The sequence below is a fragment of the Niastella caeni genome (assembly GCF_004834005.1).
Classification (GTDB): Bacteria; Bacteroidota; Bacteroidia; order Chitinophagales; family Chitinophagaceae; genus Niastella; species Niastella caeni.
On the sequence record NZ_STFF01000005.1, the window covers coordinates 570,279 to 587,525 of the forward strand.

Genomic DNA, 17,247 nt, shown 5'->3' on the forward strand with positions numbered 1-17,247 from the left:
AAATACAATAATTATGAGAAAGTTTAGCATTTGGATCGTTGCCGCATTAGTAGTAACTACAAGCGCCTGTAAAAAAGACAGCGATTCATCCTCTGCGCCCCTGGAAGCAAAAACCGTGAACGATATTAATAGTAACCCGGCCGATAACGGTGGTTACGCCATGTACTTTAATTTAACTACCGGTACAACGGTTGCTGCTGCGGATTCAAATTCTACCAAATGGGATATTGCATTTAGAACAACCACCATTAAAATAAATAGTGGTACCAGCGGACCAGGCACTGCTGCCGCGCAAATTGTTTCCACCGGCTTTGATGATCTTATTGAAGCGCCTGCCGAAGGCTATGCAACAGATAGTGACGCTGGCTATGCCATCCCTACTGGTGCAAACAAAGGATGGTATACCTATACCGGTGCTGCCGCCAGCGGTCCGCAACATGCTATACTTCCCATTGCCGGTAAAACCATCGTAGTGAAAACGGCCAATGGTAAATATGCAAAGATCCAGATAGTGAGCTATTACAAAGGCAATCCCAATATAACGACAGCGGAGTTTGCTGACTTAACTACCCGTTCGTTAGGTGGATATTATACTATTAGATATATGATCCAGGCAGATGGAAGCAGGAAGCTGCAATAATGAATATTGAATGTTGAATTTCCAATGTTGAAGTGAATACAGGAAATGAAAAATGAAGAATTAAAAACAGAGAAATAAAAAAGTAAAGACTGAACACGATGCTCAGGCTGTATTTGTTTGGAGCTTGCGGCTTGAAGCGTGCAGCTGTTTTTATCATTCACGATATAAACTATGAACAGAAAAATATCTTTAATAGTAGGGTTATTGTTTGCAACCTTTCTTTCTAACGCCCAACAACGCATTGTTTCCTTAAATGGCGCGGTTAGTGAAATATTATGCGCCCTGGGACTCGAAAGTTCCATCGTAGGTGTAGATGTTACCAGCAATTATCCCGCATCATTGGAAAAGAAAGCCAGGGTAGGGCACAACCGCACCATTTCTGCCGAAGGCATTCTGGCATTACGCCCTACGCTGGTATTAGGAATAAAAGACCAGATTAAACCGGAAGTGGCTGAACAGCTTTCCGCCGCACACATAAAAGTACAATTGCTGCAACAGGAGTATAGCGTTGCTGGTACCCGTTCATTAATACAACAAGTGGGCAGTGCCACCGGAACAACTGAAAAGGCCAAACAAATTGAGGCCGATTTCAACAAACAATGGCAGGCGCTGCGCCTTGCACCTGTTAAAAAGAAAGTGCTGTTCATCTATGCCCGGGGAACCGGCTCCATGATGGTATCCGGCACCGGAACACCTGTAGAGAAGATGATAAAACTGGCAGGCGCGCAAAATGCCGTAAATGGATTTACCGACTTTAAACCGTTGTCGTCTGAATCGCTGGTAGCTGCAAATCCTGATGTGATCTTATTATTCGACAGTGGCCTGCAAAGCCTGGGCAGTGTAGATGGTTTGCTGAAAGTGCCTGGTGTTGCCGAAACCAATGCCGGACGGAATAAGAAAGTAATTACCATGGACGGACAATTGTTGAGTGGTTTTGGCTTGCGATTGCCACAGGCTGTTAGCGAACTCAATAAAAAATTAAATCAATAGAACTTGAAGCGCAACGGGATCACCATAGGGTTAATCATTTTGTTAATAGGCACTGCTGTAACAGCGGCCGGTATTGGAGCGATGCATATTTCGCCGCAACAGGTAATAGCCATTCTGTTGAAACAAATAAACATACACATTCCCGTTACTTACGACGAAGGAATGGCCAATGTGTTATGGCAGATCCGTTTGCCGCGGGTAATTGCAGCCATACTAATTGGTTCGGGGCTGGCTGTGGCCGGCGCCGCCATGCAGGGACTATTTCGTAACCCTATGGCCGATCCCACGCTGATCGGCATCTCATTCGGCGCTTCTTTTTTTGCGGTGCTTACTATAGTTGTTTTATCATCGCTGCCCTTTATGAACGGCGCATTGATCCCAAAATATTACCTGCTGAATGTTACCACGTTTGCAGGTGCGTGCTTTACCTCTTTCGTGGTATTCCGGTTATCGAAAACAGGCGGCCGCTCTTTGATCACTACGTTGTTGTTATCGGGGTTAGCCATAAATGCCTTGTGCAGGGCTTTAACCGACCTGGTAACCTATGTTGCCAACGATGAACAATTACGCTCTGCTACCTATTGGACAATGGGCAGCCTGGGAGGCGTAACCTGGAGTAGCGTGTGGGCTTTGCTGCCCTTCATTCTGGTGCCTATTATTTTATTACCACGACTGGCAAAATCACTAAACGTATTTGCATTGGGAGAACAGGAAGCTGCTTACCTGGGTGTTAAGGTGAAACGGTTAAAAGCAGTCATTGTGGTGCTGACCACTTTGTTGGTGGGCGCATCCGTTGCCATTGCCGGCGTTATTGGTTTTGTAGGGTTGATAGTACCCCACATGTTGCGCAGTATTACCGGCAGTGATCACCGGTCACTGTTGCCTAACTGCGCATTACTGGGCGCTACGTTACTCACCATGGCCGATGTAGTAAGCAGAACGATCATTGCTCCGGCTGAGCTGCCTATTGGTATTGTTACCGCAGTAATAGGCACACCCATTTTTGTGGTATTGTTAGTAAAACAAAAAAAGCAATTGCGCTTAATGTCATGATCATTACGGCACAAAACATATCGTATTCGGTAGGGCAAAAACCTATTCTGCATAACCTGTCGTTTGCCATGCATCCGGGTGAAGTAACAGTAGTGTTGGGACCTAACGGTGCAGGCAAATCGACCTTATTGCGTATTCTGTCGGGTGAACAAGCGCCTTCTTCGGGCACCATATTGCTGAATGATAAAAGTATTCAAACCTTTTCCTTAACGCAACTGGCGCGATGCCGGGCGGTATTGTCGCAGCAGTACATGCTGAACCTCCCGTTCTGTTGCGAAGAAATAGTTATGATGGGGCGATACCCCCATTTCAATAATCATCCGGCTGCCATCGATCGCGATATTGTACAGCAATGCATGCAGGAAATGCAGGTAGCCCAGTTCACGGGCCGTTTGTATCAAACTTTATCGGGCGGGGAACAACAAAGAGTACAAATGGCCCGTGTATTGGCGCAACTGCGGGAAGCTAATGCCGGTGATGTAACTGGTAAGCTGCTGTTGCTCGATGAGCCTACGGCCAGCCTGGATTGCCTGCATCAGCAAGCCTGCCTGCAAAAAGCACGCGACCTGGCGCAGCACGGTTATACGGTCGCGGTCATTTTGCATGACCTGAACCTGGCGGCACAATTTGCCGATAAAATAATCTTATTAAAGAACGGGCAGTTGGTAAAGGAGGGAAGTATGCGAGAGGTGTTGCAACCCGATTGTATAGCCGATGCATATGAAATGGAAGTGGAAGTCTGGCAACATCCTGATTATAATTTCCCGGTGCTTGTACCGGCTGAACATAAGGTCCGGTCCATTTTAAAAACTTCAAACAAAAACAACATACATGAGTACAATAGCAGGTCTTTCGTTAAAGGATAAATGGGTAGCGTTTCACCGGGAGAATCCGCGCATTCGCATTCGCGATGCTGCCCGGCAGTTGGGTACTACGGAAGCGGAAATAATAGCCGCTTTTGCAGGCAGCAGTGTAATACGGCTTGAAAATAAATTCCCTGAGCTTTGGAAACGCATGCCCGAACTGGGCTATATAATGGCTCTTACACGTAACGAAAGTTGTGTTCATGAACGCAAAGGGGTGTTTGATAAAGTAGGTATAAACAGCCGCCATGTGGGTGTGGTAGTGGGGGAAGATATTGATATGCGGATGTTTTTTGAGCGTTGGGCTTTTGCTTTTGCCGTTTTTGAAAATGAAGAGGCTGCTTTTAAAAAGTCTATCCAGGTGTTTGACCACCAGGGCACCGCTGTTGTAAAAATATTTTTACAGGAGAACAGCAACCACGATGCATTTGGGAAGCTGGTTCGCGAGTTTGAAGACACGTTGCAATTAGCAAGCCTTGCCATTCGTGAGGCTGATCCTGCGCCTGTATACAACAATGACCTGGTTGATGTTGCTGCCTTCCGGCAGGACTGGAGTGCATTAAAGGATACCCACGATTTCTTCCCCATGCTTAAAAAGCACAATGTTTCCCGCTTACACGCTTTGCATATTGCAGGTGACTATGCCCGCAAGGTAGCTAACGACCAAATAAAGTTGCTGTTGCAAAAAGCTGCTGATGCGGAAATTGAGATCATGGTATTTGTATCTAATCATGGGAACATACAAATACACACCGGACCAGTAAAAAAGATTGTAGAAATACCCGGATGTATAAACGTAATGGACCCGTCATTTAACCTGCACCTGAAGCTGGATGATATTGCCAGCACCTGGGCAGTGAAAAAGCCAACTTCCGACGGCACGATCCATTCAATTGAAATATTTGATGCCAAAGGAAACCTGGTGGTACAGTTCTTTGGAAAAAGAAAACCAGGCGCGCCCGAACTATCGGCATGGACTGAACTTGTAACAGGATTGCAATAGCAATCAACTGTTTCCGTAATGTGGAAAAGGTGCGGCCCTGGTCTCAGGGCTGCACTAAAAAAAATCCTACCAGTTTTTTCTTTTTGCGTAAACCAATTTTCCAATTGTATAACGATTATGTAGGCTGTAATTGACATTTTTGCAGCTTAACAAGCATGGTGTGCGCAATTAAACCGTATGACTATCAAAAAGATTATAGGAAAAGTTCATTTGTGGCTGGGATTTACTTCAGGGATCATTGTTTTTATTATTGCCGTAACCGGCTGCTTGTATGCTTTTCAGGCTGAGATCACGAATATGACAACATCTTCTTTCCGGAAGGTGGCACCGCAAAATGCAGCTTTTTTGCCGCCAACCCAGGTAAAGGAGATTGTTGAAAAACAGTTGCCGGGAAAACACGTGCACAGTGTTCAATATGGAGCGAAAGACGAGGCGCTTGTGGCCACTTTTTACAGTGCTGAGCCGGAATATTATTATCTCATATATGTGAATCCTTATAGTGGTGAGGTATTGAGGGTGAAGAATATGGACCGGGATTTTTTCAGGATCGTATTGATGGGCCATTATTACCTGTGGTTGCCAGATGAAATAGGGCAACGCATCGTCATTTATGCCACCATCATTTTTGTACTCATGATGATCACCGGCCTCATCTTATGGTGGCCGAGAAATAAAGCGGCTGCCAAACAACGCTTCTCAATAAAATGGAATGCAGCCTGGCGTCGCAAAAACTACGACCTGCATAATGTGTTAGGTTTTTACATGACCTGGGTGGTGATCTTCATGGCCATTACCGGATTGGTATTTGGATGGCAGTTGCTGGCAAATGCCATTTACAAGGGCGCCGGCGGTAAAAAGTCGCTCGTTTACCAGGAGCCTTTTTCTGATACCACAAAAGTTGCCCAGGCAACTGCAATTACCTTACCGGTCGACAAATTATGGCTGCAAATGCAGCAGGAGCACAAGGAAGCGGAGATCATTGAAATGCATTTTCCGGCTACAACCAGGTCGTCTATTGAAGTGGCAATAAATACAGATGCCGACACTTATTGGCGCACCGATTACCGTTTTTTTGATCAGTATTCACTGAATGAATTGCCTGTAGAACACATTTATGGACGCTTTAAAGATGCCAAAGGAGCGGATAAATTGTTACGGATGAACTACGATATACATATAGGCGCCATTGGGGGGGTGCCTGGAAAGATCCTGGCTTTTTTTGCTTCACTTATTGCCGCCAGCCTGCCCATTACCGGGTTTATGATCTGGTGGGGTAGGAGAAAGAAAAAGCCCTCCCGATAGATCGGGAAGGCTGTACTAATCAAATACCATTAACCATTAAACCTTATCCTATGAAAACACAAAGATACATATAAAATCATTTGCATGTATATTTGTGTTTTCATTGTTTATAACTAGTGTGTTAAATTTTTAACCGGATCCGCCATTTCTCCAGCAGCCCGGTCAACAGGATGATCCCCAGGGCAAACAATAAAGATTTAACTAAGCCCATACTGCCGGTTAATAGGAATACAGGCAAGCTGATGCCCGCAATGTGTACCAATGGGTAAAAGATATAAGGCAGCAGATAAGCCGTTAACGTACTGGTGCCTGCCGGTTTTAAAATGGCAAACAGGTGTTGTTTGTTTTTACGGTCAACCAGCCAGATCAAAGCGGTAAACAGCAAAATGCTGATGCCGCTACAGATCATTACCCACGAAGGAGTTGCCCGGATCTTCGAGATGCCCGCCAGAGGCCTGATCGCAAAGCCACCAGCCAACATCACTACGCCCAAAATCAACAGTACAATAAAGCAGGTAGTGTATTTGCCTTTTTCAGCCAGCGATGAATACAATACAGCTGTAATAATGCCAGCCATGGTGAGGGAAGGAAGAGCACCATCACCGGTGATCCAGATGTACGGCTTAATTGGCTGCAGCACTTGCAGCCACCCCGCTTTTGCAGCTATGTTAAACAGTGTAAAGAATACAAATGCTCCTATCAATACCGGTAGCTTTCCTTTTGAGAACTGGAAAATAAGCGCTGTTATCAGGTACGACCAGCCAATGAGTCCTAGTATGCCCCACCAATATGGTTTTAACCAAACCGGATGTTCGTTTTCGCCGCCTTTAAATACAATGGCCAGAAACACCAGCAGCACAATACCGGCGCCTTGTAGCAATGTCTTTTTTTGCTTTGATAAGGTGGATGGATAATCGAGCCAGATCAGGAAAAAACTGATCGTTAGTAATATTTCCCAGATCGTTTTTGGGAGAAAGGCAGCAGCATTATAATTCTCGAGGTTCACGTGAAAGAATCCCATTGCCAGCAGCGCGAATGCGCGTACAAGAATATGGCTAAGGATGTTGGTTTGCGAAGCGCCCTTCGACCAGCGGTTGCCAATGGCAAACGGAATAGAGAGCCCAACAATAAAAAGAAAAGCTGGAAATACGGTGTCTGCCAAACCCATTCCATCTTCAGCGGCCTGCGTATGCTCAAGCCATAGCGGAATATTTTTCAGGGTCCACAGATCATTTACAAAGATCATTAAGAGCATGGTGAGTGCTCTGAAAACATCAATAGAAGCAAGGCGCTGTTTGAATTGGCCCATAGTAGCAGTGTTTTGGTAATTAATAAGCCTCATTACCACATTACTTTCGGTCAGTGTACAATATAAAGTTCCGTTTTGCCTGTTTTTGTACTCTTTCTATCTGTATAATAATGAAAAAAGCCGTATCCGGGATTTTATTCCATCAACGGCTGATTTTGAATATCGGGTCGCAAATATGAGTGCTGATATTATAATATCTCCTGCAAACTTTCTTTAGCTGCCTGGATGGTAGCATCCACATCTGCTTTGGTTAAAGCACTGCACAGGAACCAGGTTTCAAAGGCTGAAGGCGGTAAATACACGCCTCGTTTCAGCATGGCATGAAAGAATTTCTTGAACAGCTCATTATTGGCTGATGCGGCAGTAGAGAAATTGACAATGGGATGATCGCTGAAATGCACGCTGATCATGGAGCCCAACTGGTTAATGACATACGGCGTACCGCTTGCTTTCAATACATCATTCAACCCATTGCGCAGATAATCGGTTGTTTCATCCAACTGCTTATAAATAGAAGGATTTTCTTTCAACGTTTTAAGCATCACGTAACCGGCGATCATAGCCAGCGGATTACCACTTAAGGTGCCAGCCTGGTACACATTACCCAACGGAGAAATGTGTTGCATGATCTCTTTTTTACCACCAAACGCACCCACAGGCATACCGCCACCGATCACTTTACCATAAGTAACCAGGTCGGCATTTATTTTTAACCGCTCCTGCGCACCACCAGGCGCTAACCGGAAACCGGTCATTACTTCATCCATTATAAATATAATACCATGTTGGTTACACGCAGCACGTAATCCTTCCAGGAATCCAGGTTGTGGCAGTATGCAACCCATATTACCGGCAACCGGTTCAATAATGATAGCGGCGATCTCACCTTTGTGTTCGGCAATTAATTGCTCCACTGCCGGGAGGCCGTTATACGCGCAGGTGAGGGTGTCATTGGCAACGCCGGCTGTTACGCCCGGTACGGTTTGAATATTAAACGTGGCTACACCGCTGCCTGCTTTTACCAGGAACGAATCGGCATGACCGTGATAGCAGCCTTCAAACTTGATGATCTTATTGCGACCGGTAAAACCGCGGGCCAACCTGATGGCGCTCATACAGGCTTCGGTGCCGCTGCTCACCATCCGAATGAGGTCTACATTAGGCGCCATGCTAATGATGAGTTCGGCCATCTCAATTTCCAGTTCGGTAGGTGCGCCAAATGAGGTAGAATATTGTGCATATTCCTGTATGGCCTTAACAACAGGTTCATAGGCATGACCAAGGATCATTGGTCCCCAGGAATTGATATAATCAATAAAGCGGTTGCCATCAGCGTCGAACATGTATGCGCCTTTGGCAGATTTCATGAATACCGGCGTTCCGCCTACACTTTTAAAAGCCCGTACGGGAGAATTTACACCGCCGGGAATGCTTTGTTGCGCCCGGGAGAATAAGTTGATACTTTTTTCAAACATATTTGTCGTTCTGGGGATTAGCTAATTAGTTTTACAGCGTCCTTTGCGAAATACGTAGCTATCAAATCTGCTCCCGCTCTTTTAATGGCCGTCAGGGTTTCGAGGATGGCTTTGTTTTCATCTATCCAACCCATTCTGGCCGCTGCTTTTATCATGGCATATTCGCCGCTGATATTATACGCGCTAACGGGAACAGCTACTGCATTTTTAACTTCGCGAATAATATCGAGGTAAGCAAGCGCGGGTTTCACCATAACGATATCAGCGCCTTCCTCCACATCCATCAGGGTTTCCTTCACCGCTTCCAGGCGATTGCTATAATCCATCTGGTAGGTCTTCTTATCGCCAAAGCCGGGAGCGCTATCCAGCGCATCACGAAATGGTCCATAAAAGCTGGACGCATACTTGGCGCTGTAACTCATGATACCGGTTTTATGCAGGCCATTTTCTTCCAGCGCTTCGCGAATGGCGGCAATGCGGCCATCCATCATGTCGCTGGGCGCAACAAAATCTGCACCGGCCTGTGCATGGCTTACACTCATTTGGGCCAGCACTTCAACGGTAGCGTCATTTACAATCTCTGAACCTTCTACAATGCCATCATGGCCGAAAGAGGAGAACGGGTCAAGCGCGATATCTGTCATCACCAGCATATCCGGACAAGCCTCTTTAATGGCGCGGATGCTGCGTTGCATCAACCCTTTAGGGTTTAAGGCTTCGGTGCCTTTATTGTCTTTCAGTTCGTCTTTACATTTAATGAACAGTAACACGCTTTTCAGGCCCATGCTCCACAATTCCTTCACTTCTTTAACGGTGTTATCGAGGCTCATGCGGTAATAACCGGGCATAGAGGAGATCTCTTCTTTATAGTTCTCGCCTTCATTTATGAACAACGGTACTATGAAATCATTCGGTGTTAAAATAGTTTCCGCCACCATGCTTCTGATAGCAGGCGACTGGCGTAATATGCGGTTCCGGCGTTGTAAATACATAAGAGATTTCTGATTTAGTGATTTTGGGATTTTGGGATTTAATCTAAATCCCAAAATCACCAATGGTTTTACTTATTCCTGTTCCTTTTAGCGGAGATATCGGTTGCATTGAAAATGCTAACCAATTCATTCGCTTCATTTATTAATGGATCCAATTTTTCATTTTGTACAAGCTCTGCTGCCTTTGTTGCTTGCAACCAATATAAAGACTCATCCGCTTCTTCCAGTACAACTTCAATTTTATAGATGAAATCTGCTTTTGATTTTCCACGGCATGCTGCTCTGTAATTTGCACCAACTGATCCCGCTGCCCTGATAAGTTGTTTGGCAGTTTCAAATCCTGCGGCATTTTTGGGAAAGTGACCACAAAGTTTTATTACATTAACATGAAACTGCATGGTCCGGGCTTGCAATTCGAATTTATCCATATCGATTGATTTTATATAATACAATCAATCGCATTCCAAATCTCAAAATCCCTAAATCTCAAAATCAAAAATTCTAAACCCATTCAACAGGATGCAGGCAAGCCTGAAACACCTTATCCTCCTCACTTCCCGGTTGTGGCCGATAATCGTACTCGAACCGTACTGTGGGTGGCAGGCTCATTAAAATGCTTTCAGTTCTTCCATTTGTTTTCAACCCAAACAAAGTACCGCGGTCATGCACCAGGTTGAATTCAACATACCGGCCGCGGCGGATCTCCTGCCAGTGTTTGTGTTGTTCGGTATAAGGCAATTGCTTTCTTCTTTGAACGATCGGCAGGTAAGCGGTTAAAAATGCATCGCCGCATGTCTTGCCGAAATCAAACCAGAACTGTACATCTTTTTCTGCCGATGGGCGCTGGTGATCGTAAAAGATACCACCGATACCTCTGCGTTCTTTGTTGCGATGCCAGTTCACAAAGTAGTTATCGCATTCTTTTTTGAATGCAGGATAAAATCCGGGATCAAATGCATCGCAGGCATTCTTATACGTTTGATGAAAATGCCGGGCATCTTCTTCAAACAAATAATAGGGCGTGAGGTCGGTGCCGCCGCCAAACCACCGATCGGCTGCCGCTTCTCCTTCTTCTTCATACACCTCAAACATTCTATAATTACAATGCACCGTGGGTACGTATGGATTGATGGGATGCAACACTAACGACAGCCCACAGGCAAACCAGCTTTTACCATTTATCTTTAACTGGCTGCGCATGGTGTCGGTTACTTCACCAAATACGACTGAGGTGTTAACGCCGCCTTTTTCAAATACATTCCCATTGGCAATGACGCGGGTTTTACCGCCACCCCCCTCCGGGCGTTGCCACTGATCTTCTTTAAAAGTTGCCTTGCCATCTTCCTGTTCCAACGCTGCACATATGCGGTCTTGCAGGCCATGTATGTAGTTAATCCAGTTTTCTTTGATGTTCATGATGGTGTGAATAAGCTAGTAGCGAGTAGTAAATGGCTAGTAGGAACTGCACTTCGTAGAAGCCCTACTAGCTACTCGCTACTTACTACTCGCAGTTTGTTAGCATATTTTTGTTCCTAAGCCTCTACTCCTTGCTGCCTATATTCCTTTACTGCATCAACAAACGCCCTGGCATGATCCACGGGTACATTAGGTAGTATACCATGACCGAGGTTGGCAATATGTCGTTGACCGCCGAAATCATGCAGCATTTTCTTTACTTCTTTTTGTATCGTCGGTATCGGTGATAACAATTTAGCCGGGTCAAAATTGCCTTGCAGGGTTACGTTTGGCCCTGCCAGTTGGCGTGCCATGGCAGGCGTAATGCACCAGTCGATTCCAAGGCCATGTGCGCCGGTAGCGGCCATGCTTTGCAGTGAATGCCAGGCTCCTTTGGCAAAGATGATAGTAGCTACTTCATCTTTCAATGCGGCAACGATCTGGCGAATATATTTTAATGAAAAATTCTCGAAATCATCCGGGCTCAGCAATCCACCCCAGCTATCGAAGATCTGTATAACATCCACCCCGGCTTTAACCTGACCTTTCAGGTAAGCGATGGTGGTATCGGTGATCATTTGTAACAGGCGATGCGCAGTTTCGGGTTGGGTATAACAAAAGATCTTAGCCTCATCAAATGTTTTGGAACCTTTACCCTGCACCATATAACACAGCAGTGTCCAGGGCGCACCGGCAAACCCGATCAACGGTACGCGACCATTCAATTCTTTCTTGATCAGTTGTATGGCATCAAACACATATTGCAGGGTTTCATTTACATCTGGTACCCTGATGCGGTTGAGGTCGTTTACATTTTTAATGGGGTCTGGTAAATTCGGGCCTTTGCTTTCTATCAACTGCACTTCAAGGCCCATGGCCTGGGGAACTACCAATATATCGGAAAATAAGATGGCCGCATCTACGCCGATGATATCTACGGGTTGAATGGTTATTTCACAAGCCAGTTCGGGTGTCTGGCACCGTTCAAAGAATCCATACTTCTCGCGTAAGACCATGTATTCCGGTAAATACCGGCCGGCCTGGCGCATCATCCATACAGGGGGGCGTTCTACTTGTTCTCCTTTCAGGGTCCTTAATAATAGGTCGTTTTGCAGCATATTGTTATATCTACTTTTTAAAAAACTCAAACATTTTTTTTACCAGGTCTTCTTTACCAGGTCTTTCAGATTCAATGATCGTATTATCGGTAAATGTTTTTATGGCATCGGCTGTTGTTTGGCCAATGGCAAATAATATCGTTGATGGCAATACGGCATTGGCATAAAAGAAGCTTTGCACAGCGCTCGGACTAAAAAACAAAATACCATCATACACTTTATCAACTTTGTGTGGCGTACTGATGGTATGATAAACGATCACTTCCTGTACCGTAATTCCGTTTTGCCGAAGCTTGCCGGGTAATTCTTCGCGGCGCTGATCGCCACAGAAAAAAACAACCTGCTTAATGCCTTTATTGCTGATCATTTTATCGGCCAGGTCCGATGCATTGTTGCCAACAATATGAATGGATTGCTCGCCAAAATACCGGGCCGCCAGTTGGCGGGTGGTGTTGCCGATACAGAAAATATTCCAGTCGGGTGTTTGTCCGTTTATATACGGCGCCACCGTGCTAACTGCGTTCATACTGGTAAATACTACGGAGGCTGGTTGTTGTAATAGCTTGCCGATCTCTTCTTTTATACCGCTTGTTTGTATAGGCGTGGTGTCAATGAAGGATATGATATCAATATAGATATCTTTTGCTTTTGCCGCTTCCAACAAAGCCGTTTCCAACGGTCGTGTGCTTAATATGGAAATCTTATTTAGCATGCTGTATCTGATCGGCAATAACCTGTCCGCCATTTTGTAACAATTCTTTGGCAGCGATAACACCCAGGTTGTTGCTATTGTTGATGGCTACTGTTTTTTCGATACTTGCTTTTTCTTTTCCATCCAACGACAGAATGTTTCCTTCAAAATGAACCGTATCATCTGCAATGCTTGCCAGCGCACTAATGGGGGTAGAACAACCGCCCAGCAAAGCCCGCAGAAAGTCTCTTTCAATACCGGTACACAAGGCAGTATGGGCGTCGTTAAACAGGTGGCAGGCTTCAAAAGCATATTGATCATCCTTTCGGCAAGCCACCACAATGGCGCCCTGGGCAGGGGCTGGTAACATCCAATCCAGTTCAATGGAATGTGCAGGCCGTAGTCCGATCCTTTCCAACCCTGCGGCTGCGAATATAGCGCCATTCCAGTGGCTATCGGCCAGCTTTTGCAACCGGGTGTTTACGTTGCCGCGCAGGTTTTCGATGATATGGTTCGGGTACCGGTTCAGCCATTGGGCCTTGCGGCGAATGCTGCTGGTTGCAATAGTTAGTGGTAAGTGGCTAGTAGCTAGTGGGGAATCCTGTGATGAAGCCTCGCCTTCCCACTCGCTCCCGATAGCTATCGGGACTACTTGCTTCTCGCTTTTATATACAAGTAAGTCTTTATAAGAAGCTCTCTTTAAAACAGCAGCTGTAACAATACCCTTTGGTAATTGCGTGGGCACATCTTTTAAAGAGTGCACCGCGATATCAATGCGGTTATTCAGCAGGGCAATATCCAGGCTGCGGGTAAAGATGCCCTGCACACCCATTTCATACAAGGGCGTTTTAAGATCAATATCTCCTTCACTTTTTATATATACCAGTTCAGCGGCAAACCCATGTTGCGATAACAGGTCTTTTACCTGGGTGGCCTGCCAAACGGCGAGTTGGCTTTCCCTGGTGCCAATTCGGATCACTTTATTCATCAGTGCTTGTTCAATTTTTGCAAAGCTAATTCATCGTGAAACGTGAAACGTCAAACGTGAAAGCTGAAAGCTCGCGATAATTTTAATCTTAAAATTATCGGCACGCCTATCGATTTTGAGGCCGGCAATTACTCAGCCTTCTCCTGAATTGCGAGTTTGCCGTTTCACGTCTGCCGTCTGCCGTCTGCCGTTTCACGCTTAGGCAATGAACTCATTGATAGCTTCTATATAATAGCAACCGCGTTGGTTTTGCTGGCGCATTTTAGAAGCCATGCCATTGATTACCCGTTGTATTTTCTCGTCGGCATTTATAGTTTGGCACGCAGCTATTTCGGGTGATGAAAGTTGAATATAAGATGGAAAGGTCTGGATCTCTTTTAATTTGGTCTTTACAGCTTTGAACACCGGTACATGCTTGCGCATTTCTACCCACTCTAAAAATTCTTCTATGTGTTCGCGGATGATGATCCAGGCTTTGGGCACTTCGGCTTCGCGCATTTGCAGGGTTTCATCTTTCAGTTTAGAAAGCTCATCTACATTCACCAGGTGAACATTGGGCAGTTCCTGGGCGCTTTCTTCAACATTAAATGGAACCGAAAGGTCGATGATCAGTTTCTCGCCCTTACCTTCTAAATGCGATTTTTTAATGGTGGGTTCTACCGAATTGGTAGCTACCAGTATGATGTGTGATTCTTCTATTTTTTGACCCAGGTCCGATAAAGGTGCATGATGAAGGTCTAATTCTTCGGCCAGTTGAGCGGCTTTATCATGTGTGCGGTTAATAAGCGTAATATGGTCTGCATCCAGGTAATCTACCAGGTTTTTGCAGGTATTTCGACCAATTTTACCAACGCCCAGCAATAAGATCTTCTTGTCAGAAATATCAGCTACTTTTTCCCTGATGTACTGAATGGCTGCAAAGGATACCGAAACGGTTCCGCCGCTGAGGTGGGTTTGATTCTTTATTGCTTTGGAAGATTGCAGTACGCAATTTACCAGTCGTTCCATGAAAGAGTCGGTATAGCCCTGCTCTTTGCTGAATTTTACTGCTTGTTTTATCTGCCCTACAATTTCATAATCGCCCAGGATTTGGGAATCGAGACCGGCAGCCACTGAAAACAGGTGCTCGATGGCGGCCATTCCGTTCTTTACATATGCTAATTGGCTAAAAGTTGATGCGGTTCCTTCGGTTTGGGTGCATAGGAGGTTAATCAGTTGGTCGGCACTTTCGGCAAAACCGTAAACTTCGGTACGGTTGCAGGTGCTTAAAACAAATAACTCATGCAAACCAAATTCGGGGGCTTTGGTAAGTAGGGTAGCGTATTGATCATTACTCACTGCAAATTGGCCTCGTATCGCAGCATCGGTCTTTTTGTAATTGATCCCGGCTATAAAAAACCTTGTTATGTCCTTGGTACTGTTTCCGTGCATGAATATCGAATTCTGAAATATTGACCCTGCAAAAATACTTTCGGGCTCGTCATTGTCCTAATATGTCTGTCATTTCCTTGTCATTTTACTGTCTGATTATCATCATATGGGAATATGAGAAAATTCATACATACCTGATAAAGGGTAGAAATGACACCTTTAACAGCTTTTCTGCAGATGGTTTTTTAAACAACATCTGTCGTTTTCTGCGGCAAACAACAAGGCAATTTACCCGCATCATTTCGGCTCATAGTTCTCACGAATAATGTGTACAAAGCTGCCACCGTCCCTCGCCGCCGCCTGTTTTCTTTTACGTCATTTTTTCAATAAAAGTTGCTATCAGGCCAAACCTTGCTCCCAAGCCGAATTTTAAACTCACTTTTCATTCCCGGCACTTGAAAACACATATTTGATGACTTTTAATACAATTTTTGTAGAAAAAAAATCTCATATTGATTTTCTGCAATGTAGAGGCTCCTAAACTGTTGAGAGCACCAGCTGATGAACAAATACTTGATCCCATTCCTGCCAATTCCTCTCTTTTACCCAAATGAAACCTTTTATCTTAGGGTAATCCTAAGGTCATCCTTAGGTTATCCTTGGGTTTTCCCTGGGTTTTGATCCTGGGATGACCTTATTATAACCTTATGATAAGCTTAGAATGAGTGTACTCATTGTATTTCATCTATTTATAAAGTGAATAATTACGCAGTGTGGAAGAAGGCATAAGTGAACAGTGTAAAAGGTGTTTGAAACGCTGGTTAGCCCTAAATGCCCGGGATTTATTTGTGCGGGATGTACAACGAGAGCCACTTACTCCAAAATAATTTTGATTTTTAAGTTGTTAAGCGAATTACTTTTGCACTCAATAATTATGGCAACAACAAAAAGAGGAATTGTTTTAATGAACCTGGGTTCACCCGACTCAACCCGGGTAAAAGATGTACGTCGGTATCTGAACGAATTTTTAATGGATGAACGGGTGATCGATATGCCCTATCTGAGTCGTTTGTTACTGGTGAAGGGTATTATAGTTCCATTCCGGGCACCCAAATCGGCGCATGCATATGCTTCTATCTGGACGAAAGAAGGATCCCCGCTGATGGTATTGAGCAGGCAATTGCAGGAAGCATTGCAACAACAGGTAACTGAACCCGTGGCGCTGGCGATGCGTTATGGCTCCCCGGCACCCTGGACTGCCTACGACGAACTGCTGGAAAAAGAGCCCGGCCTGGAAGAAGTGGTGCTGGTGCCATTGTACCCGCATTATGCCTTGAGCAGTTATGAAACGGCAGTGGAATACGCAAAAGAAGCACATGCGAAAGGAAAGTATACTTTCAAGCTAACCATAGTTCCGCCTTTTTACGATAATGCGCTGTACCTGGATTCGTTGGCAGACAGCATGAAGCCCTATTTGCAGCAACCATATGATCATATCGTGTTCAGCTATCATGGCATACCCGAGCGGCATGTTCATAAAACAGATGTAACAGGACAACATTGCTTAAAGGTTAATAATTGTTGTGAAATAAACAGTGAAGCACACAAGTATTGTTACCGTCATCAATGTTTGTACACTACAAAAAAGATGGCTGAAATGCTGCAGATCCCGGAACAGAAATACAGTTATGCATTTCAATCGCGCCTGGGCAGGGATGAATGGTTAAAGCCCTATACGGCACAGCGCCTGACCGAGTTTCCGGCAGAAGGCGTAAAGAAGTTGCTGATAGCCTGTCCGGCTTTTGTGAGTGATTGTTTGGAAACGCTGGAGGAAATTGCCGGGCAGGGAAAAGAATCCTTTATAGCGGCCGGTGGTGAATCGCTTACCCTGATCCCCTGTTTAAATGTGCATCCCATGTGGGTGAAGGCGATTGCCGCATGGGTTGGAAGCGAGAAATATTAAATATCGGATGTTGAATGTTCAATGTTGAAGTAAA

Annotated in this window: 16 protein-coding genes; 7 read left to right on the forward strand and 9 right to left on the reverse strand. The window is 45.1% G+C overall.

Going from position 1 to position 17,247, the window contains the following annotated elements:
* Nucleotides 1-13: 13 nt before the first annotated feature.
* The 6 genes from FAM09_RS20025 to FAM09_RS20050 all read left to right on the forward strand — a co-directional run bounded on the left by FAM09_RS20025 (nucleotide 14) and on the right by FAM09_RS20050 (nucleotide 5,851).
* On the forward strand, nucleotides 14-640 hold the full coding sequence (locus FAM09_RS20025) for an HmuY family protein (RefSeq protein ID WP_136578911.1): 627 nt from the start codon (nucleotides 14-16) through the stop codon (nucleotides 638-640).
* Nucleotides 641-811: 171 nt separating this feature from the next.
* Nucleotides 812-1,630 carry a heme/hemin ABC transporter substrate-binding protein gene (locus tag FAM09_RS20030; RefSeq protein ID WP_136578912.1) on the forward strand — a complete coding sequence of 273 codons (819 nt, stop codon included), beginning with the start codon at nucleotides 812-814 and terminating at the stop codon, nucleotides 1,628-1,630.
* 3 nt (nucleotides 1,631-1,633) lie between these two features.
* Nucleotides 1,634-2,683, forward strand: coding sequence for a FecCD family ABC transporter permease (locus tag FAM09_RS20035; protein WP_243751727.1), 1,050 nt, complete (start codon nucleotides 1,634-1,636; stop codon nucleotides 2,681-2,683).
* Nucleotides 2,680-3,549 (forward strand): heme ABC transporter ATP-binding protein, encoded by an 870-nt coding sequence (locus tag FAM09_RS20040; RefSeq protein WP_136578913.1) that lies wholly within the window; start codon nucleotides 2,680-2,682, stop codon nucleotides 3,547-3,549. The genes FAM09_RS20035 and FAM09_RS20040 overlap by 4 nt, the downstream gene beginning before the upstream one ends.
* Nucleotides 3,515-4,549: a hemin-degrading factor gene (locus FAM09_RS20045; RefSeq protein WP_136578914.1), complete on the forward strand. Its 1,035-nt coding sequence runs from the start codon at nucleotides 3,515-3,517 to the stop codon at nucleotides 4,547-4,549. Before FAM09_RS20040 ends, FAM09_RS20045 begins: the two co-directional genes overlap by 35 nt.
* Nucleotides 4,550-4,726: 177 nt before the next feature.
* On the forward strand, nucleotides 4,727-5,851 hold the full coding sequence (locus tag FAM09_RS20050) for a PepSY-associated TM helix domain-containing protein (protein WP_136578915.1): 1,125 nt from the start codon (nucleotides 4,727-4,729) through the stop codon (nucleotides 5,849-5,851).
* 121 nt (nucleotides 5,852-5,972) lie between these two features.
* Here FAM09_RS20050 and FAM09_RS20055 read toward each other — a convergent pair whose 3' ends face one another.
* The 9 genes from FAM09_RS20055 to hemA all read right to left on the reverse strand — a co-directional run bounded on the left by FAM09_RS20055 (nucleotide 5,973) and on the right by hemA (nucleotide 15,310).
* The gene (locus FAM09_RS20055; RefSeq protein WP_136578916.1) at nucleotides 5,973-7,160 is read right to left on the reverse strand and encodes a heparan-alpha-glucosaminide N-acetyltransferase domain-containing protein; all 1,188 of its coding nucleotides are present in this window, start codon (nucleotides 7,158-7,160) and stop codon (nucleotides 5,973-5,975) included.
* 188 nt (nucleotides 7,161-7,348) lie between these two features.
* Nucleotides 7,349-8,635, reverse strand: a complete 1,287-nt coding sequence (gene hemL / locus FAM09_RS20060) for a glutamate-1-semialdehyde 2,1-aminomutase (protein WP_136578917.1) — start codon at nucleotides 8,633-8,635, stop codon at nucleotides 7,349-7,351.
* A 17-nt stretch (nucleotides 8,636-8,652) separates the two neighbouring features.
* On the reverse strand, nucleotides 8,653-9,627 hold the full coding sequence (gene hemB, locus FAM09_RS20065; RefSeq protein WP_136578918.1) for a porphobilinogen synthase: 975 nt from the start codon (nucleotides 9,625-9,627) through the stop codon (nucleotides 8,653-8,655).
* 68 nt (nucleotides 9,628-9,695) lie between these two features.
* Complete coding sequence (locus FAM09_RS20070) at nucleotides 9,696-10,055, reverse strand: four helix bundle protein (RefSeq protein WP_136578919.1); 360 nt, start codon at nucleotides 10,053-10,055, stop codon at nucleotides 9,696-9,698.
* Between the two features lie 73 nt (nucleotides 10,056-10,128).
* Nucleotides 10,129-11,043 carry an oxygen-dependent coproporphyrinogen oxidase gene (gene hemF, locus FAM09_RS20075; protein ID WP_136578920.1) on the reverse strand — a complete coding sequence of 305 codons (915 nt, stop codon included), beginning with the start codon at nucleotides 11,041-11,043 and terminating at the stop codon, nucleotides 10,129-10,131.
* A 116-nt stretch (nucleotides 11,044-11,159) separates the two neighbouring features.
* Entirely contained in the window at nucleotides 11,160-12,200 is a 1,041-nt protein-coding gene (hemE, locus tag FAM09_RS20080; RefSeq protein WP_136578921.1) for a uroporphyrinogen decarboxylase, read from the reverse strand.
* Nucleotides 12,201-12,210: 10 nt separating this feature from the next.
* A complete protein-coding gene (locus tag FAM09_RS20085; RefSeq protein WP_166437207.1) occupies nucleotides 12,211-12,912 on the reverse strand; it encodes a uroporphyrinogen-III synthase in 702 nt (233 codons plus the stop codon).
* Nucleotides 12,902-13,879: a hydroxymethylbilane synthase gene (locus FAM09_RS20090; protein ID WP_208025611.1), complete on the reverse strand. Its 978-nt coding sequence runs from the start codon at nucleotides 13,877-13,879 to the stop codon at nucleotides 12,902-12,904. The genes FAM09_RS20085 and FAM09_RS20090 overlap by 11 nt, the downstream gene beginning before the upstream one ends.
* A gap of 198 nt (nucleotides 13,880-14,077) precedes the next feature.
* Complete coding sequence (hemA, locus tag FAM09_RS20095) at nucleotides 14,078-15,310, reverse strand: glutamyl-tRNA reductase (protein WP_136578924.1); 1,233 nt, start codon at nucleotides 15,308-15,310, stop codon at nucleotides 14,078-14,080.
* Between the two features lie 874 nt (nucleotides 15,311-16,184).
* On the opposite strand from hemA, the gene hemH reads away from it, so the two are divergent.
* On the forward strand, nucleotides 16,185-17,213 hold the full coding sequence (hemH, locus tag FAM09_RS20100) for a ferrochelatase (protein ID WP_136578925.1): 1,029 nt from the start codon (nucleotides 16,185-16,187) through the stop codon (nucleotides 17,211-17,213).
* Nucleotides 17,214-17,247: the final 34 nt, after the last annotated feature.